The organism is Actinopolymorpha rutila (assembly GCF_013407855.1).
Lineage (GTDB): Bacteria > Actinomycetota > Actinomycetes > Propionibacteriales > Actinopolymorphaceae > Actinopolymorpha > Actinopolymorpha rutila.
Genome location: NZ_JACBZH010000001.1, coordinates 3,214,590 through 3,233,244 on the forward strand (window position 1 = coordinate 3,214,590; position 18,655 = coordinate 3,233,244).

An 18,655-nucleotide genomic window follows, 5' to 3' on the forward strand; every position below is an offset into this window, starting at 1 on the left:
AGATCGCGATCACAGCGGGATGTTGCCGTGCGCACCGCGCTTGGCCGGCGCCTCGGCAAGTGCCGCGGCCAGCCGGCTACGGGTGAGCGCGGGCTCGACCACCTCGTCGATCACGCCGATCGACAGCGCCTTGTCGAGTCCGCCGACGATCTGGTCGTGCTCGGCGGCGAGCTCGGCCTCGACCCGCGGCCGGACATCCGGCTCGACCTCGGCCAGCCGGCGCCGGTGCAGGATGCGGATGGCCGCGATCGAGCCCATCACCGCGATCTCGGCGGTCGGCCAGGCGAACACCTTCGTCGCGCCGAGCGAACGGGAGTTCATCGCGATGTACGCACCGCCGTAGGCCTTCCGGGTCACCAGCGTCACCCGCGGGACCACGGCCTCGCCGAACGCATGCAGCAACTTCGCACCCCGCCGCACCACACCGTCCCACTCCTGGCCGACGCCGGGCAGGTAGCCCGGCACGTCCACGAGCACCACCAGGGGTACGCCGAACGCGTCGCACATCCGCACGAACCGCGCGGCCTTCTCCGCGGAGGTGGAGTCCAGGCACCCGCCGAGCCGGAGCGGGTTGTTGGCGATGACGCCGACCGTGCGCTCGGCGAACCGGCCCAGCGTGGTGACGATGTTGGGCGCCCAGCGCGGGTGGAGTTCGAGCGCGGTGCCCTCGTCGAGAAGGTGGTCGATCAGGGGGTGGACGTCGTACGCCCGGCGCGGTGAGTCCGGCAGCAGGTCGGACAGGTCGGTGTCGACCACGGAGGAGGTGTCAAGCTCTCCTTGCGCGCCGAGCAGACCGGCCAGCCGGCGGCCCTCGTCCAGTGCGGCCCGCTCGGAGTCGGTGACGACGTGCACGACGCCGGACCGCCGCCCGTGCGGCTCCGGGCCACCGAGCCGGAGCATGTCGACGTCCTCGCCGGTGACCGAGCGGACGACGTCCGGGCCGGTGACGAAGATGCGTCCTTCCGGCCCCAGCACCACCACGTCGGTGAGCGCCGGACCGTACGCCGCACCACCGGCGGCCGGGCCGAGGACCACCGAGATCTGCGGGATCCGGCCGGACGCCCGCGTCATGGCGTGGAAGATCTGGCCGACCGCGTGCAGGGACAGCACGCCCTCGGCGAGCCGCGCCCCGCCGTTGTGCCACAGGCCGATGACGGGTACGCCGTCGGCCAGCGCACGGTCGTACGCCCGCACCACGACGTCACAGCCCTCGTGGCCCATCGCGCCGCCCTGGATGGTCGGGTCGGAGCAGAAGGCGACGACGGGGCTGCCGTCGACGGCGCCGGTGACGGCGAGCATGCCGCTTCGGTCCTCGGGTGTGAGGAGTTCGAGAGTGCCCGGGTCGAGCAGGGCCGCGAGCCGGTTGCGCGGGAAGCGCGGGTCCTGCTCGCGGGGCGGCTTGTCTCGCGTGCTCGGTGTCTTCGGCTCGGCGGCGGGGTTGCCGGCCGCGTTCGAGCCGGGGGAGTTCTCGGTGACGGTTGCGTCCCTTCTGCTCACACGCTCCGGACGGCGATCGTGAGGTTGTGCCCACCGAACCCGAACGAGTTGTTCAGGGCGGTGAGCGTACCGTCGGGAAGCTTGCGCGGCTCCACGGCGATGTCGAGGTTCACCCGCTCGTCGACGTCCACCAGGTTCGCGGTGGGCGGGACGACCCGGTTGTACAGCGACAGCACGGTGGCGATGCACTCCGCGACGCCGGCCGCGCCGAGCATGTGCCCGAGCGCTCCCTTGGGCGCGGTCACCACCACGTTGTCGGCCGCGTCACCGAGCACGGCGCGGATCCCGGCCGCCTCGGCCAGGTCGCCGGCGGTGGTGGAGGTCGCGTGCGCATTGATGTGGGTGACCTCGTGGGGCGCGATGCCCGCGTTCTCGAGGGCCTCGGCCATGGCGGCGGTGTTGCCCTTGGCGTCGGGGTCGGGCTGCACGATGTGGTGACTGTCGGCCGACGCGCCGGCGCCGGCGATCTCGGCGTACACCCGCGCGCCACGTCGCTCGGCGTGCTCGGCGGACTCGAGCACCATCACCGCGGCGCCCTCACCGAGCAGGAAACCGTCGCGGGCCTTGTCGAAGGGCCGCGACGCGTGCTCGGGGTCGTCGTTGCGCCGCGACAGCGCCATCATCGCTCCGAACGCCGCCATCGGCAGCGGATGGATGATCGCCTCGGCGCCGCCGACCACCACAACGTCGGCCTTGCCGGAGTGGATGAGGTCCAGCCCGTGCCGGATGGCCTCGTTGCCGGAGGCGCAGGCCGCCACCGGCGTCTGCACGCTGGCCTTCGCGCCGAACTCCAGGCCCACCAGGGCTGCGCCGCCGTTCGGCATGAGCATCGGGATGGTGAACGGCGTGACGTGACGGGGCCCCTTGGTGCGCAGCACGTCGTAGGTGTCGAGCAGGCTGATCAGGCCGCCGATGCCGGACGCGACCGAGACGGCCAGCCGCTCACCGGGAACCTCGTCCTTCGCGAGGCCGGCGTCGGCCCAGGCCTCGCGGGCGGCGATCACGGAGAACTGCTGGTAGCGGTCCATCTTGCGGGCCTCGACCCGGCTCAGCACCTCACCGGGCTCCACCGCGGCCGGCGCGGCGATTCGGGACGGCAGGTCGGCGTACTCCGGCGCGGTCAGGGCCTTCGCGCCCGTCCGTCCGGCCAGCAGGCCGTCCCAGGTCGAGGCGACGTCACCGCCGAGCGGCGTGGTGGCGCCCAGGCCGGTGACGACAACTTTGGTGCTCATCGGGTTCTCCTCTGTCTCCGCGTCCTACGCCGGGGATGGGTGACCGGGGCGGCCAAGCCACCGGCCACCCGTCGTCCTCAGCCCTGCGCACGCTCGATGTAGCCGACCGCGTCTCCGACGGTCTTGAGGTTCTTCACCTCGTCGTCGGGGATCTTGACGCCGAACTTCTCCTCGGCGGCGACGACCACCTCGACCATCGACAGGGAGTCGACGTCCAGGTCGTCGGTGAACGACTTGTCCATCTGCACGTCGTCGGCCGGGATGCCAGCGACCTCGTTGACGATCTCCGCAAGCCCGGCGCGGATTTCCTCTGTAGTGGCCATGCCTTGGTGCTCCTTCTTCTCGTGGATGCCGCTTTTCAGGTGCCGCGCCCGCGCGGGACGAGGGCGGGGTCGCTGGGTACTTCAGGGAATTCGGATGACCTGAGCGGCATACACCAGCCCGGCTCCGAAACCGATGACGAGCGCGATGTCGCCGCTCCTGACCTCCGACGCGGCCAGCAGCCGGTCGAGTGCGAGTGGGATGGACGCCGCCGAGGTGTTGCCCTGCTCGGCGATGTCCCGTGCGATCACGACGTGGCCGGGCAGCTTCAGGGCCTTGACCATCGCGTCGGTGATGCGGTTGTTGGCCTGGTGGGGGATGAACGCGTCCAGGTCCTGCGCGGCCACGCCGGCCCGGTCGAGCGCCTGCTGGGCGACCTTCGCCATCTCGTACGACGCCCACCGGAAGACCGGGTTGCCCTGCATGACGAGGTGCGGGAAGTCGCCGTCGGACACGGCGTCGTCCCAGGTCTCCTTCTGGCGGATGACCTCCGCCTGGGCACCGTCGGAGCCCCACACCACCGGGCCGATGCCAGGCTCGTCGGCGGGGCCGACCACGGCGGCGCCCGCGCCGTCGCCGAACAGGAACGCCGTGGAGCGGTCCTCGGGGTCGGTGAGGTCGGACAGGCGTTCGACACCGACGACCAGGACGTACGTCGCTGTGCCGGAGCTCACCATGGACCGGGCGAGTTCGAGGCCGTAGCAGAAGCCCGCACAGGCGGCGGAGATGTCGAACGCGGCCACGCCCTGCGCGCCGAGCTCGGTGGCGATGATCGGCGCCGCGGCCGGTGTCTGGGACAGGTGGGAGACCGTGGCCACCAGCACGCAGCCGAGCTGGTCGGCCTGGATGCCCGCGGCGGCCAGTGCCTTGCCGGCGGCCGCGACCGACATCGCCGCGACCGTCTCCTCCGGGCCGGCCCAGCGCCTGCTCACGATGCCCGAGCGGGTGCGGATCCACTCGTCGGAGGAGTCGATCCGCTCGCAGATCTCGGCGTTGGTGACGATCCGGTGCGGTCGGTACGAGCCGACGCCGAGCACACCGGCGTGTCGGGTGCCGTCGGGGGTCCGGATCGCACTCGTCACTGGGCGCTCACCGGGTGCAGGCGTACCAGCGGCTGGCCGGGGGAGACCGGGTCGCCGTCCTCGACCAGCCATTCGACGATCGTCCCGCCGTGCGGCGCGGCGACCTGCAGGTCGTCGCGCAGGCTCTTCACGCTGCCCACCACCGCGCCCGGGGCCAGCGCGGCACCTGTGGGCTGCTCGGTGGCCAGGCTGAACACGCCCTTCGCCGGTGCGACCAGCAGCCGCCAGGTCGGGTTGCCCTCCAGCGGGCCGCCCTCGCCGTGCTTCTCCACGAATGCGCGCGCGTCGTCGAGCTGGTCCGGAGTCTTCAGCGCGAACGTCTCCACCCCGCGCAGGGCGCGGCGGGCGATCCCGGTGAGGGTGCCGGCGGGCGGCATCTCCAGCATGCCGGTGACGCCGAGGTCCTCCATCGTGCGCATGCACAGGTCCCACCGCACCGGAGAACTCACCTGGGTGACGATCCGGTCGAGCACGTCCCGGCCGTCGTGGACGACGTGGCCGTCGCGGTTGGACAGCAGGCGGGTGCGCGGGTCGTGGGTGGTGATCGCCCGGGCGTAGCCGCCGAGCAGGGGGACCGCGTGTGCGACGTAGTTGGTGTGGAAGGCGCCCGCGACCTGCAGCGGGACCAGCCGGGTGCGGGCCGGTGGGTCGGCGCTGAAGGCCTCCAGGGCCTCCAGGGTGCCGGCGGCCACCACCTGGCCGGGGCCGTTGTTGTTGGCGGCCACGAGGTCGTGACGCGCGATCGCGGCGAGCACCTCCTCGGGGTCGCCACCGAGGACGGCCATCATCCCGGAGCGGTGCTCCGCCGCGGCGGCGGCCATCGCCCTGCCGCGCTGGCGGACGAACACCATCGCCTGCTCCGCACTGATCACGCCGACACCCGCGGCCGCGGTGATCTCGCCGACGCTGTGGCCGGCGGCGAGGTCGATGACGCGGAACGCGTCGGCGGGGTGGGGGAACAACGCGAGCGCCGCGACGAGTCCGGACGCGACGAGCAGGGGCTGGGCGATCGCGGTGTCGCGGATGGTGTCCGCGTCCGCGTCGGTGCCGTAGTGGGCGAGGTCGGTGTCGCAGACCGCGGACAGCCAGTTGATGCGGTCGGCAAAAGTCGGGTCCTCGAGCCACGGTGCGAGGAATCCAGGCGTTTGCGCCCCTTGTCCAGGCGCGACGATGACGAGCACGAAATCCACCTTGACGGCTGAACGGTTCCGAAGGGCGCCCCGGGTGGACGAAAGTTTCGCGAACTTCTCTGTAGGAACCCTACAAAGTCAGTGTGCGGTCGCCGCCTGATGGGCGTGCAGGCGGCCCAGGGTGAGTGCGATCCGAAGCGTGTACGCATGGCGCGGGTTCGACGGAGAGTAACCGCTGAGCTCAGTGATCCGCCGCAGCCGATAACGCACGGTGTTGGCGTGCACGAACAGCATCCGGGACGTGGCCTCCACCGAGCCGCCGTTCTCGAAGAACGCCGCCAGCGTCTCCAGCAGCACCGGGCCGGCCTGGGCGAGCGGGGTGTAGATGTCCACGACGAGCTGCCGGCGGGCGGTCTCGTCCGCCGACAGCGCCCGCTCCGGCAGCAGCTCCTCCGCGCCGACCGGGCGCGGCGCGTCCAGCCACGCCGGCGCGGCGAGGTAACCCGCGATCGCCGCGCGGGCCGCCCGGGACGCCCCCATCAGGTCGGTCACCACCGGGCCGTAGACGACCGGGCCGGGGCCGAAGTGGGCCGCGAACCGGCTGGTGGTCTTCGCCGGGTCGGTCTCGCCGCCGAGGATGACGATCAGCCGGTCGCCCTGCACCCCGGTCAGGACGTCCAGCCTGGCCTGCCGGGCGTCCCGGCGGATCAGCTCCACGCCGGCCTCCGGGTCACCTTCCGGAGTACTGCCCACCACCACCAGGACCGGCGCGGACTCCGACCAGCCGAGAGCGGCCACGCGGGAGCGCACCGCGTCGTCGGTCTCGCCACGCAGAACGGCGTCCACGATGAGCGCCTCCAGCCGGGCGTCCCACGCACCGCGCATCTCCGCGGCCCGGGCGTACAGCTCGGCCGCGCTGAAGGCGATCTCCCGGGAGTACAGCAGGACCGCCTCGCGCACCCGCGGCACGTCCTCCTCCGGGACGATCTGGTCGACCCGCTCCTCGGCGACCTCGATGCCGATCCGGATCATCTCCACGGTCTGGTGCAAGGTGACCTTGCGGGTCAGCTCACGGGGCGCGGTGCCCAGGACGTCCGCGGTGAAGATCGGGCCCCGGCCGGGATCGCGGAACCACGCGACGAACGCCGCGAAGAACGTCTGCGCGACCAGGCCGATCCAGGATCGGTCCTGCGGATTCATCCCGCGGAACCACGACAGGCGTTCCTGCATCCGTTCGATCGTGGCGGAGGCGAGCACCCCGCTCGCGCGCTCCAGATGTCCCGCGGTGGACGTTCGGTGAAGACTCGGCACCTGCGAAGTGTCCCACGCACCGTGTCCTGGCACCCACGCTCGTGGTGACACATGGTGAGCGCCGGCCAGGCCGGCAGGGGACACCGCTACGAGGTCGTACGCCAATCCGGCCTGACCGGAGGCTTTTGTCCGATCTGCTGGGTTCGCAATACTTTCGGACTGTTCTGCCCGGTGACCGTTCCCGGAACCGGCCGAAGTGAAGGCTCTAGTGTGTGCTCGTGACCGCGACCGAGGCGATCGACCAGCTGCGCCGCATCGCGTTCCTGCTCGAACGCGCACGCGCCGAGACCCCACGCGTGCGGGCGTTCCGGAGGGCCGCGCAGACCCTTGCCGAGCTGCCCGGCGAGGAGTTCGCCCGGCGGGTCGGGGACGGAACGCTCACCGAGCTGTCCGGCATCGGGCCGTCGTCGGCGAAGGTCGCCACCGAGGCGTACGCGGGGGAGACCGCCGGCTACCTCGCCCGGCTGGAAGACGAGCACGGGCCGCTGGTGGCGGGTGGGGAGTCCCTGCGCGCGAAGCTGCGCGGCGACCTGCACACCCACTCCGAGTGGTCCGACGGCGGCAGCCCGATCGAGGAGATGGCCCGCACCGCACGCGACCTCGGGCACGAGTACGTCGCGCTCACCGACCACTCGCCCAGGCTGAAGGTTGCCAACGGGCTGTCCGCCGAGCGGCTGCGCCGCCAGCTCGAGGTCGTCCGCGAGCTGAACGCCGAGCTCGCGCCGTTCCGCATCCTCACCGGCATCGAGGTGGACATCCTCGAGGACGGCTCGCTGGACCAGGACCCCGAACTCCTCGCGTCCCTCGACGTCGTGGTGGCCAGCGTGCACTCCAAGCTGCGGATGCCGGCCGCGGACATGACACCCCGGATGGTGGCCGCGATCGCCAACCCGCTGGTGACCGTGCTGGGCCACTGCACCGGCCGGCTGGTGACCGGCGGGCGCGGGACCCGGCCGGAGTCGTCGTTCGAGGCCGACATCGTGTTCGAGGCCTGCCGGAGGTTCGGGGTCGCGGTGGAGATCAACTCCCGGCCCGAACGCCTGGACCCGCCCCGGCGGCTGCTGCGGCAGGCGGTCGAGCAGGGCTGTGTGTTCTCGATCGACACCGACGCGCACGCACCCGGGCAGCTGGACTGGCAGCCGTACGGCTGTGCCCGCGCGCAGGAGTGCGAGGTCCCCGCCGACCGGGTGATCAACACGCTGCCGGCGGACGAACTGCTGGACCGCATCCGCGAGCGCCGCGAACGCCGTACGGCCAGATCAAGCGCTGGTTGACAGTGACAGCGCCCGGTTGACAGCGCCTGGTTGACAGCCGCGGTCGTCTCGTCCCGGCCGGCGTTCAGAGCAGGTTCCACATGCGAAGGTCCCCGGCTCGTGAGCCGGGGACCTTCTTTGTTCTCGCCAGACTGCGGGAGCTGTGACGCCTACGCGTCGCCGCCTTCCTGGGCCACGTCGGCGACCGCGGTCGGGTCGGTGATGGCGTACCGGTCGGCCGCCTCGCGTACGGTCGACTGCTTGACCTCACCGCGGCGGGCCAGCGCGGCCAGCACCCCGACGACCACCGAGGCGGCGTCGACGTTGAAGAACCTCCGCGCCGCCGGCCGGGTGTCGGCGAAGCCGTAGCCGTCGGTGCCGAGCGAGGAGTAGTCGCCGGGCACCCAGCGGGAGATCTGGTCCGGCACCGCCCGCATCCAGTCGCTGACCGCCACGAACGGACCCGCCGCACCCGCCAGCTTCTGCGAGACGTACGGCACCTTAGCCTCGCTGTCGGGGTTGCGGAGGTTCCACTTCTCCGCCTCCACCGCGTCCCTGCGAAGCTCGTTCCACGACGTGACCGACCACACGTCGGCGGCCACGCCCCAGTCCTGCGACAGCATCCGCTGCGCGTCCAGCGCCCACGGCATGCCCACACCGGAGGCGAGGATCTGCGCCCGCGGCGTGCGGTCGTCGACCTCGCCGGCGTGCTCGGCGTAGCGGTGGACGCCGCGCAGGATGCCCTCGACGTCGGCGTTCTCCGGCTCGGCCGGCTGCACCTGCGGCTCGTTGTAGACGGTGAGGTAGTAGAAGACGTCCTCGCCGTTGGGGTGTTCCTCACTGGAGCCGTACATCCGCCGCAAGGCGTCCTTGACGATGTAGGACAGCTCGAACGCGAACGCCGGGTCGTAGGCCACACAGGCGGGGTTGGTCGAGGCCAGCAGGTGCGAGTGCCCGTCGGCGTGCTGCAGCCCCTCACCGGTGAGCGTGGTGCGCCCGGCGGTCGCGCCGATCAGGAAGCCGCGGGCGAGCTGGTCGCCGAGCGCCCACATGAAGTCGCCGGTGCGCTGGAACCCGAACATCGAGTAGAAGATGTAGACCGGGATCATCGGCTCGCCGTGGGTGGCGTAGGCCGTGCCCGCCGCCGTCACCGAGCCCATCGCGCCGGCCTCGCTGATGCCCTCGTGCAGCAGCTGGCCCTTCTCCGACTGCTTGTACGACAACAGCAGCTTGCGGTCGACACCTTCGTACGTCTGCCCGTGCGGGTCGTAGATCTTCGCCGTCGGGAACATCGAGTCCATGCCGAACGTGCGGAACTCGTCCGGGGCGATCGGCACGAACCGCGCGCCGATGCCCTTGTCGCGCATGAGGTCCTTGAGCAGCCGTACGAACGCCATCGTGGTGGCCACCCGCTGCTTGCCCGATCCCTTGCGCAGCTCGCTGTACACGGCGTCGCCGGGCAGCTTCAGCGGCGTCGGGCTCACCCGGCGCTCCGGTGCCGGCCCGCCGAGCTGGCGGCGGCGTTCGAGCATGTAGGCGATCTCGTCGGAGTCCTTGCCCGGGTGGTAGTAGGGCGGGAGGTCGTTCTCGTCGATCTCCTTGTCCGAGATCGGGAGATACAGCCGGTCGCGGAACTTCTTGACGTCGTCCTTGGTGAGCTTCTTCATCTGGTGGGTCGCGTTGCGGCCCTCCAGCGCCTCGATCGTCCAGCCCTTGATGGTGTGCGCCAGGATGACCGTCGGCTGGCCGACGTGCTCGGTCGCCGCCTTGAACGCGGCGTAGACCTTGCGGTAGTCGTGGCCGCCCCGGGACAGCTTGCGCAGCTCGTCGTCGGACAGCCCCTCGACCATCTTGCCCAGCCGCCGGTCACCGCCGAAGAAGTGCTCGCGGATGTACTCTCCGCTCTCCACGGAGAACGTCTGGAACTGCCCGTCCGGAGTGGTGTTCATCTTGTTGACCAGGGCGCCGTCGACGTCCTGGGCCAGCAGCGGGTCCCAGTCGCGGCCCCAGATCACCTTGACGACGTTCCAGCCGGCGCCCCGGAAGTAGGACTCCAGCTCCTGGATCACCTTGCCGTTGCCGCGTACGGGACCGTCGAGCTGCTGGAGGTTGCAGTTGATGACGAACGTGAGGTTGTCCAGCTCCTCCCGGGACGCCACGCCGATCGCGCCGAGGGACTCCGGCTCGCTCATCTCGCCGTCACCGAGGAACGCCCACACGTGCTGCTGGCTGGTGTCCTTGATTCCGCGGTTGCGGAGGTAGCGGTTGAACCTCGCCTGGTAGATCGCGTTGACCGCGGTGAGCCCCATCGAGACGGTGGGGAACTCCCAGAAGTTCGGCATCAGCCGCGGGTGCGGGTAGCTCGACAGACCGTTGCCGGCGCCCTGCGACACCTCCTGGCGGAAGGCGTTCAGCTGGTCCTCGCTCAGCCTGCCCTCCAGGAACGCGCGGGCGTAGATGCCCGGGGACGCGTGGCCCTGGATGAAGATCTGGTCGCCGCCGCCGGGGTGGTCCTTGCCGCGGAAGAAGTGGTTGAAGCCCACCTCGTACAGGCTGGCCGCGGACTGGTAGGTGGCGATGTGCCCGCCGACCTCCAGGCCCTTGCGGTTGGCGCGCGACACCATGATCGCGGCGTTCCAGCGGATGTAGGCCCGGATGCGGCGTTCCACGTGTTCGTCGCCGGGGAACCACGGCTCGCGGTCAGGCGGGATGCTGTTGATGTAGTCGGTGCTCCGCAACGCGGGGACGCCCACCTGCCGCTCGCGCGCGCGTTCCAGCAGGCGCAGCATCAGGTAGCGCGCACGCTCCTGTCCGCGCTCGTCGAGCACCGCGTCGAGCGACTCGATCCACTCACGGGTCTCGTCCGGATCGATGTCGGGGAGCTGGGTGGGAAGGCCATCTGTGATGATGGGCCTACGCTCTGCTCCGGAAGCCACGGCGATCCCTTTCTCGGGGGTGTGGGGGTGCTCCCACCAGGTAGTGCATTGTCGTCCTGACTCTCATAGTCTCTCGCGGGCGAGCAGGAGTCGTCCCCGGTCCCGGTGGTGCCGTTCCGGGGGCCGAACGCCGACACCGGGCCATGGTGGCGGCCCGTGGCCTCGACCCGGAGCCCGCACCGCGGCGTCAGGGCGAAACCGGGAGCCAACCTTACGTCGTCCCACTCGCGGGCGGGTACCAGTGTCTGGTCTGTTTCCGGACTCGGGCACCATGCCGGAAACCATCGTGATGGTGTGCCCTCGCCCGAATTGCTCCTCTGGCAGCCCGTTCTGGACCGTTCTCCCCGCAGAAAGGCCGATATGCGCAGTGAGATGGTGGATGTCCGTACCGGCTCCGGCGAGGTGGTGTACGACCTCACCGACGAGTGCGAGCGGTTCGTCGCGGCGGCCACCCAGGACGGCGACGGGCTCCTGCACGTGTTCGTCCCGCACGCGACGGCCGGCGTCGCCGTGATCGAGACCGGCTCCGGAAGCGACGACGACCTGCTCGCAGTGCTCGGCGCGGTGCTGCCCGCCGACTTCGGCTGGCGGCACCGGCACGGCTCGCCCGGGCACGGTCGCGACCACGTGGTGCCCGCGTTCGTTCCGCCGTATGCAACGCTTCCTGTCGTGGCCGGTCGGTTGGCGCTCGGCACCTGGCAGCGGGTGTGCCTGGTCGACACCAACCGCGACAATCCGCGGCGAAAGGTCCGGTTGTCACTGCTCCAGGGCTGAGACTGCCTGAGACTGTCTGTATGAGCGACAAGTCGCGACAGGTGGACGCGGGGTACGACACTCCGTGGGCACTTGCGTACGACGCGCCGGGGCGCTGGACTACCGGCCAACACGTAACACTTTCGAGAAATGGAGGGCGGGACTCGTGAGCGCGACCGCAGGCGAGGCCGAAGGCCAGTCTGGGCCAGCAGAGCGGCTGGGCCTACAGCCCGGCATGGTGGTGCAGGAGCTCGGTTGGGACGAGGACTGTGACGAAGACCTGCGCCGGGCGATCGAAGAGCACACCGGAAACGACCTCGTGGACGAGGACTACGACGAGGTGGTCGACGCGGTCATCTTGTGGTGGCGGGAGGACGACGGCGACCTGGTGGACGCGCTGGTCGACACCAAACCCGACCTCACCGACGGCGGTGTCATCTGGCTGTTGACACCGAAGGTCGGCCGGGACGGCTACGTCGAGGCCAGCGACATCTCCGAGTCGGCGCCCACTGCGGGTCTGTCCACGACGACGAGCAAGTCCGTGGCGCGGGACTGGCTCGGCACCCGGCTGGCCACGCCGAAGAGCCGACAGCGCTGAGGACCTCTGGCGCTGAGGAACCGGCGGCGCTGGTTCGTGTGGCGGCGTTCGCCGGCCGTGGGGGGCGGCCGGCGGTCGCCGCACGCGAGGCCGTGTTGCACGGGGGGAGCCGGAGGAACGGGGAGAGGGAGGGACGTGCCGTGGACGCGGCTACGACGCAGGACCCGCACCCGCCGCTGGTGGGTGCCCAGGCGCCGGACTTCGCGCTGAACGACCAGCACGGCGCGGAGGTACGACTCCGTGCCGGCGACGTTGGCGACGGTCCCGCCGAGCCCGGCCGGGCGGGGACCGCGCACACGGTCGTGGTCTTCTACCCGTTCGCCTTCACCGGGGTGTGCACCGGCGAGCTGAGGGTGCTCCAGGAGGCCCAGCCGCGGTTCGCGGCCCTGGACGCCCGGGTGCTCGCGATCTCCTGCGACTCGATGTTCTCGCTCCGGGTGTTCGCCGAGCGTGAGTCGCTGACGTTCCCGCTGCTGTCGGACTTCTGGCCGCACGGCGAGGTGGCCCGCCACTACGGTGTCTTCGACGCCGACCGTGGCTGTGCTCTGCGCGGCACCTTCGTGATCGACCGCGCCGGGGCCGTCCGCTGGCAGGTCGTCAACGCCATCCAGGACGCCCGGGCGGTCGACGACTACCTCACGGCGCTGGAGCGGCTGTAGGTAGGAGGCCACACGGTATGCCCTGGTGCGGGGTTGATCGCCGGACCGGGTAATCTGTCGCCTCGACCCGGGGGTCGTAGCTCAGTGGTAGAGCATCGCGTTTACACCGCGAGTGTCGGCGGTTCGATCCCGTCCGGCCCCACCGTCTGATCCCGCCCGGCCATCCGCACGCCGCGGCCTGACCGCCGGCCCGATCCGGGTCGGCGCCGCGCCCGGTCCCGGACGGTGGTGGCCGTCTCCGGCACACCGGCCCACGCACCGCGAAGACAGGATCATGCTCGGCGACGTCGGCGAAAGCTCGCGCGCGATCGTGGAGGCCGGGGATGACGACGTCGGAAACGAGCACCGAAGGCGACCAGGAGCCACTACGGGTGGGGATCCTGGGCACCGGCATGATCGCGACCACCGGAGTGGGCGTACTCCCGAACCTGCGGTGGATCGCGGAGAAGGTGACCGTCGCGGCGGTCGCGGACGTGGTCTTCGAACGGGCCCAGGCGGTGGCCAAGGAGTTCGGCGTCCCCGCCGCCTACCCGAGCCTGGAAGCCATGCTGGACGGCACGGACCTGGACGCGGTGGTCAACCTGACGCCGATCGGGTTCCACGGCCGGACGTCGCTCGCGATCCTGCGCGCCGGCAAGCACCTCGCCACCGAGAAGCCGCTGGCCAACACCATGGACGAGGCGGACGAGATCATCGAGCTCGCGGCCGCAGCCAACCTGACGGTGGTGTGCGCGCCGCCGGACGCGTTGTTCCCCACCTACCAGGAGGCGCGCCGGCTGCTCGACCTGGACGCGATCGGGAAGGTCGCGTTCGCCCGGGTGCGCAGCTCGCACGCCGGACCGGGTGGCAGCCCGTACGGCTGGCCCGCCGACCCCAGCTGGTTCTACCAGCAGGGCTCGGGTCCGCTGCTGGACATGGGCGTGTACGGCATCCACGAGATCACCGCACTGCTCGGCCCGGCGAAGCGGGTGGTGGCGTTCTCCGGCATCACCGAGCCCACCCGGACGGTCCGCGGCGCCGGGCCGTTCGGCGGGACGGTGATGGACGTGACCGCCGACGACAACACGCTGTTCATGCTGGACTTCGGCGGTGCGACGTTCGCGGTCGTCGACGGCACGTTCAACGTCCACGCGGCCAGGAGCCCGAAGGTCGAGATCTTCGGCCGCCGGGGCACGCTGAACATCAAGGACGGCGGTGGCGGCGACTCACCCCTGGAGGTCTACCGCGTGGACGCGCTGCCCGGCATGGACGGCTGGGTGCAGCCGACCGGATGGGGACACCTGCGGCAGAGCCAGGCGCGGCACGACCTGCTGCACCGCGCGGTGGTCGTCGAACACCTCGCCGACTGCGTGCGGACAGGAGAGCGGCCCACACTCAGTGCCGAACACGGCCGGCACGCGCTGGAGATCATGTTGAAGGTCGCCGAGTCCGCCCGGACCGGCCGCGCGGTGGAGCTGACGACGACGTTCTAGTTGCTACGCCCGGGCCGCTGAGTTCGCGGCTATGCCCGCGATACCGCGACACCTCGGGGTCTCAGCTCGCCACGCTGCTGCCGTCGGCGGGTGCCAGGACCCGAGCGCCCCGGGCGCGGAACCTCGCCAGCCGCCCGGCGGTCAGCAGGTAGAGAAGGCCGGAGACGAGTGCCGCCGCGGGCGGTCGTACGGCCGAGTGCGGCATCCGGTGCCGTCCTGGGTCCAGCGACGCCGGGGGAACCCGGATGGCGAGCGCGCCCGGACCCATGCCGGGTTCGTGCCGGAGCGCCGGCGGCGAGGCCTTCTCCGTCGCGGGCGTGGCGTGCGCTTCGGCCTCACCGGTCGCTGCGGGTGCGCCGACGAGGGGAGGCAAGGAGGTCATGTGCCGGGCTCCTGGGAGGTCGGCGTCGCCGCCGAGTCCGCAGCAGGCGAGTGCGGTCGACGACGACGCGGTGCGCCAGGGGCCGGGGCAACGCTTGGGGAATGTCGCAGGCATCCACCTGCCGTAGTGCACTACCCAGGACGAAGCGCACCCAATCAGTCCGACTGCTCCGTCTCGGCCGAAAACACGCCAGAGGGGCCGTCCGAGCGGACGGCCCCTCTGTGACGCCGGGTTGGACTCCGGTCGCCGGCCCGGGCTCAGCCGGTCAGTTCGGTGAGCGTCCGGCGTACGCCGGCCACCAGCTCCGCGTCGTCGGCCAGCGCCGGGTCGAGGACGGCGAGCACCCGGGGTACGGCCTCCTCCACCGGGCCGCCGGCCAGGCCGACGAGTTCCTCCCCGCGCGGGTCGCGTACGCGCGTCCCGTCCCGCAGGTGGGCGAGCCAGCCGGCCAGAGCCACGACCCCGCCCTCGGGCAGTACGCCGTCCGCGCGTTCGCGGGCCACCACCGGCAGCACCCGGATCGGCAGCTTCTGCGAACCGTCCATCGCGATCTGCGCCAGCGCGTGCCGGATGCGCGGGTTGGCGAAGCGTTCCACCAGGTCGTCGCGGTACTTCGCGATGTCCGCGGCCTCCAGCGCCAGGTGTCTGGCCGCCGCGTCCCACCAGGCGTCCACCCAGCCCCGGCACACCGGGTCGGCGATCGCCTCGGCCACGGTCTCGTGGCCGCGGGCCGGACCCGCGTACGCCAGCAGGGAGTGCGCGCCGTTGAGCAACCACAGCTTGCGCTGCTCGAACGGCCGCACGTCGTCGACGAAGCGAGCGCCCCCGTGCTCCCAGGCGGGCCGGCCGGCCGGGAAGTCCCCGGCCAGCACCCACTCGGTGAACGGCTCGGTGACCACCGGCGCCTGGTCGGCGAACCCGCACAGGGAGGCGACGACGTCGCGGTCTCCCGGCGTGGTCGCGGGCGTGATCCGGTCGATGGTGGTGGAGACGAACGACACGTTCGCGCGTACCCACGCGGCGAGGTCCGCATCGACCGCGTCCGCGACCCCGGTCAGCACCCGGGCGACAGTGGCGCCGTTGTCCACCAGGTTGTCGCAGGGTACGACGGCGAGCGGGCCGGCGTCGGCCGCCCGGCGCGCGGCCAGCCCGGCCAGCAACCGTCCCGGTGCCGTGGACACCGCGGAGTCCCCGGCGCGCAGCCGCTCCAGGTCGCCGGCCAGTCGCGGGTCGGCCAGGTCGGGCGCGCCGTCGGCGGCCCGCACGTAGCCGGCCTCGGTGATGGTGAGGGTGACGGTGCTGACGGCCGGGTCGGCGAGCGTGCCGTCACGCCGCTTCGCGTCGGCACCGTCGTACGCCCCGGACAGGCTGGTGACCAGCTCGGTCCGGTCGCCGTCGCGGTCGCGGACCAGCAGGTGGTAGAGCCCGTCCTGGTCCGCGAGCGGCCGGGCGGCGTCGGGCCGCCGCCCGGTGAACGCCGCGATGCCGGCGGGCTCGGTCCCGTCCGCGGTGTTGGCCCGGTGGGTGTACCACGCCTGGTGTGCCCGGAAGAAGGCGCCGAGGCCGAGGTGGACGACCCGGACCGTGGCCGCCTCGCCGCCTCCGGCCTCCGCCCTCGTGAGCCGCCTCATGCGACGCGGAAGGTCGAGGCGGGCAGCCGGTACGCGAGGTCGGCGGCGGTGTCGGCCGCCTCGTCCTCGGGCAGCCGGTGCTCGGCGACCAGTCGGGCGAGGAACCCACAGTCGAGCCGGCGGGCCATGTCGTGGCGCACCGGGATCGAGCAGTAGGCGCGGGTGTCGTCGACGAAGCCGGCCGTCTTGTGGAAGCCGACCGAGTCGGTGACCGCCTCGCGGAACCTCCTGATGGCGTCCGGGGTGTCGATGAACCACCACGGCGCGCCGACGAACACCGACGGGTAGAAGCCCGCCAGTGGCGCGATCTCGCGGGAGAACACGTCCTCGTCCACGGTGAACAGCACCATCCGGAAGTTCGGGTGGGTGCCGAACCGCTCCAGCAGCGGCCGCAGCGACCGGGTGTACTCCGTGGTCATCGGGATGTCGCCGCCCACGTCGCGGCCGTACCGGTCGAAGGTGCCGGTGTGGTGGTCGCGGAGCACGCCCGGGTGCAGCTGCATCACCAGTCCGTCCTCGGATGCCATCCGGGCCATCTCGGTGAGCATGTGCCGGCGGAACGCCGTGGCCTCCTCCGGCTTGGCCGCGCCGGCGAGCGCCGCCGCGTAGATCCGGTTCGCCTCGGCCGGCTCCAGCGGCCGGCTGCCCGCGTCGGCGTGGCCGTGGTCGGTCGCGGTGGCGCCGTTCCGCTTGAAGTACGCCCGCCGCTGCTCCAGCGCGGCGATGTAGCCGGCGTAGCCGGTGGTGTCCTCACCGGTCACCTCGCCCAGCTTCGCCACCCGGGCGGGCCAGTCCGGCCGCGCGGGCTCGAGGTAGGGGTCGGGGCGGAAGGTCGGCACCACCCGGCCCTTCCACGCCGCGTCGTCGGCGAGCTGCCGGTGTGCCGCGAGGTCGTCGGCCGGGTCGTCGGTGGTGGCGAGGACCTCGATCCCGAACCGCTCGTACAACGCGCGCGGGCGGAACTCCGGCGAGGCCAGCCGCTCGCTGAGCTGGTCGAAGATCTCGTCGGCGGTGTCGGCGGAGGGCCGCAGACGTACGCCGAACACGTCCACCAGCTCCGCCTCCAGCCAGTACCGCGAAGGAGTGCCGCGGAACGCCCACCAGTGCGAGCAGAACGTCCGCCAGATCTCCCGCGGCGACGCGTCACCCTTCGGCGCGCCGGGCGGGACGCCGAGGCTGTCGAACGACACACCGTGCGCGTGCAGGAGGCGGGTGACGTAGTGGTCGGGTACGACGAGCAGGTTGGCCGGGTCGCCGAACGGCTGGTCCTCGGCCAGGATCGCCGGGTCGACGTGGCCGTGCGGGGAGATGATCGGCAGCCCGGCCACCTCGTCGTACAGGCGGCGGGCGATCGACCGCACGCTCGGGTCGGTCGGGAACAGCCGGTCCGGGTGAAGTTCGATGTCGGTCATCCGGTCCCTTCTCCTGGTTCGCTCGGAGCTCACCGGCTCGCGGGAGCTCGTTGGCTCGGGTGGTCGGTGGACGTCGGGTGGTCAGCGGGTGGCCGGGACGAGCTTGCGCATGTACTCCGCGTACTGCGGGATCGCGACCTCCGGCTCCTCGATCTCGGGGTGCCAGGCCTTCTCCCACTCGAAGCTCAGGTAGCCGGTGTAGCCCTCGCGGTCCAGCAGCCCGACGAACTCGCCGATCGGCATGGTGCCCTCGCCGGTGAGCCGGAAGTCGAAGTCGGTGGGGGAGTACGACCCGGAGTCCTTGAGGTGGACGTGCCGGATCCGCTCGCCCAGCGCCTGCCAGGTCTGCTCCAGCGGCTCGCCGTGGCGGTAGGAGTGCAGGACGTCCCACAGGATGCCGAGGTCGTCGTTCGGCGCGTACGACAGGAGTTCGCCGACCTGGGTGGAGGTGCAGAAGCTGTCGTGGGTCTCCAGCACCGCGGTGACGCCCTCCGCGCGGGTGGCGGCGGCCGCCTCGGCGAGCCCCTCGGCGATCCGCTTGGTGGTCTCCGTGCGCTCCGGGCCCTCGTCGGGGACCGCGCCGCCGAAGACGCGGATGTAGCGCGAGCCGAGCTCGGCCGCGATCCGGGCGTAGGTGCGGGCCGCCTCCAGTTGCTGCGCGCGTTCGTCCTTGTCGGGTGAGGTGAACCGGACGCTGGTGTCCAGGCAGGCGAGCTCCACCCCGGCCTGCTCGAACCTCGCCCGGGTGCGGGGCAGACCCTGCGCGGAGAACTCCTCCAGCTCGTGCAGGCCGACCTCGCCGCGCAGGAAGCGGAGTTCGACACCGTCGTAGCCGTTGTCGCTCGCGGTGGAAAGAACCTGGTCCAGGGTGTACTTCGGACAACCGAGCGTGCTGAAGCTGAGTTTCATCACGTACACCTTCCGGTGGTGGGTGGGTGTGGTCGTCGAGCTGGATTGCCGGTTGGTTCGTCGGACAGTCGTCGGGT

16 protein-coding genes and 1 tRNA gene are annotated in these 18,655 nt (G+C 71.6%); 6 read left to right on the forward strand and 11 right to left on the reverse strand.

What is annotated here, in order from left to right; translation table 11 throughout:
- Positions 1–9 precede the first annotated feature (9 nt).
- The 6 genes from F4554_RS14290 to F4554_RS14315 all read right to left on the reverse strand — a co-directional run bounded on the left by F4554_RS14290 (position 10) and on the right by F4554_RS14315 (position 6,573).
- Positions 10–1,497 carry an acyl-CoA carboxylase subunit beta gene (locus F4554_RS14290; RefSeq protein ID WP_179787836.1) on the reverse strand — a complete coding sequence of 496 codons (1,488 nt, stop codon included), beginning with the start codon at positions 1,495–1,497 and terminating at the stop codon, positions 10–12.
- Positions 1,494–2,729 (reverse strand): beta-ketoacyl-[acyl-carrier-protein] synthase family protein, encoded by a 1,236-nt coding sequence (locus F4554_RS14295; protein WP_179787837.1) that lies wholly within the window; start codon positions 2,727–2,729, stop codon positions 1,494–1,496. Before F4554_RS14295 ends, F4554_RS14290 begins: the two co-directional genes overlap by 4 nt.
- Positions 2,730–2,806: 77 nt before the next feature.
- Positions 2,807–3,052 carry an acyl carrier protein gene (locus tag F4554_RS14300; protein WP_092883728.1) on the reverse strand — a complete coding sequence of 82 codons (246 nt, stop codon included), beginning with the start codon at positions 3,050–3,052 and terminating at the stop codon, positions 2,807–2,809.
- 81 nt (positions 3,053–3,133) lie between these two features.
- On the reverse strand, positions 3,134–4,132 hold the full coding sequence (locus F4554_RS14305) for a beta-ketoacyl-ACP synthase III (RefSeq protein WP_337796035.1): 999 nt from the start codon (positions 4,130–4,132) through the stop codon (positions 3,134–3,136).
- Complete coding sequence (locus F4554_RS14310) at positions 4,129–5,313, reverse strand: acyltransferase domain-containing protein (RefSeq protein ID WP_179787839.1); 1,185 nt, start codon at positions 5,311–5,313, stop codon at positions 4,129–4,131. Before F4554_RS14310 ends, F4554_RS14305 begins: the two co-directional genes overlap by 4 nt.
- Before the next feature lie 87 nt (positions 5,314–5,400).
- On the reverse strand, positions 5,401–6,573 hold the full coding sequence (locus F4554_RS14315; protein WP_337796036.1) for a PucR family transcriptional regulator: 1,173 nt from the start codon (positions 6,571–6,573) through the stop codon (positions 5,401–5,403).
- A 218-nt stretch (positions 6,574–6,791) separates the two neighbouring features.
- Here F4554_RS14315 and F4554_RS14320 point away from each other — a divergent pair, with 218 nt between their 5' ends.
- Positions 6,792–7,847, forward strand: coding sequence for a PHP domain-containing protein (locus tag F4554_RS14320; protein WP_337796037.1), 1,056 nt, complete (start codon positions 6,792–6,794; stop codon positions 7,845–7,847).
- A 149-nt stretch (positions 7,848–7,996) separates the two neighbouring features.
- Here the strand turns inward: F4554_RS14320 and aceE are convergent, their stop codons facing one another.
- On the reverse strand, positions 7,997–10,762 hold the full coding sequence (gene aceE, locus F4554_RS14325) for a pyruvate dehydrogenase (acetyl-transferring), homodimeric type (protein WP_179787841.1): 2,766 nt from the start codon (positions 10,760–10,762) through the stop codon (positions 7,997–7,999).
- A 360-nt stretch (positions 10,763–11,122) separates the two neighbouring features.
- Here aceE and F4554_RS14330 point away from each other — a divergent pair, with 360 nt between their 5' ends.
- The 5 genes from F4554_RS14330 to F4554_RS14350 all read left to right on the forward strand — a co-directional run bounded on the left by F4554_RS14330 (position 11,123) and on the right by F4554_RS14350 (position 14,244).
- Positions 11,123–11,536, forward strand: coding sequence for a YjbQ family protein (locus F4554_RS14330; RefSeq protein WP_179787842.1), 414 nt, complete (start codon positions 11,123–11,125; stop codon positions 11,534–11,536).
- Positions 11,537–11,681: 145 nt separating this feature from the next.
- Positions 11,682–12,113, forward strand: a complete 432-nt coding sequence (locus tag F4554_RS14335; protein WP_179787843.1) for a DUF3052 family protein — start codon at positions 11,682–11,684, stop codon at positions 12,111–12,113.
- A 140-nt stretch (positions 12,114–12,253) separates the two neighbouring features.
- Positions 12,254–12,772, forward strand: a complete 519-nt coding sequence (locus F4554_RS14340) for a peroxiredoxin (protein WP_337796038.1) — start codon at positions 12,254–12,256, stop codon at positions 12,770–12,772.
- 70 nt (positions 12,773–12,842) lie between these two features.
- Positions 12,843–12,914: transfer RNA gene (locus F4554_RS14345), tRNA-Val, on the forward strand.
- Between the two features lie 181 nt (positions 12,915–13,095).
- Positions 13,096–14,244 (forward strand): Gfo/Idh/MocA family protein, encoded by a 1,149-nt coding sequence (locus F4554_RS14350; protein WP_179787844.1) that lies wholly within the window; start codon positions 13,096–13,098, stop codon positions 14,242–14,244.
- A 61-nt stretch (positions 14,245–14,305) separates the two neighbouring features.
- Here the strand turns inward: F4554_RS14350 and F4554_RS14355 are convergent, their stop codons facing one another.
- From F4554_RS14355 to F4554_RS14370, 4 genes are all read right to left on the reverse strand, one after another.
- Positions 14,306–14,740 (reverse strand): hypothetical protein, encoded by a 435-nt coding sequence (locus F4554_RS14355; protein ID WP_179787845.1) that lies wholly within the window; start codon positions 14,738–14,740, stop codon positions 14,306–14,308.
- A gap of 143 nt (positions 14,741–14,883) precedes the next feature.
- Positions 14,884–16,257 (reverse strand): mannitol dehydrogenase family protein, encoded by a 1,374-nt coding sequence (locus F4554_RS14360; protein WP_179787846.1) that lies wholly within the window; start codon positions 16,255–16,257, stop codon positions 14,884–14,886.
- Entirely contained in the window at positions 16,254–17,669 is a 1,416-nt protein-coding gene (gene uxaC, locus F4554_RS14365; RefSeq protein WP_179787847.1) for a glucuronate isomerase, read from the reverse strand. Before uxaC ends, F4554_RS14360 begins: the two co-directional genes overlap by 4 nt.
- An 81-nt stretch (positions 17,670–17,750) precedes the next feature.
- Positions 17,751–18,578 (reverse strand): sugar phosphate isomerase/epimerase family protein, encoded by an 828-nt coding sequence (locus tag F4554_RS14370; RefSeq protein WP_179787848.1) that lies wholly within the window; start codon positions 18,576–18,578, stop codon positions 17,751–17,753.
- Positions 18,579–18,655: the final 77 nt, after the last annotated feature.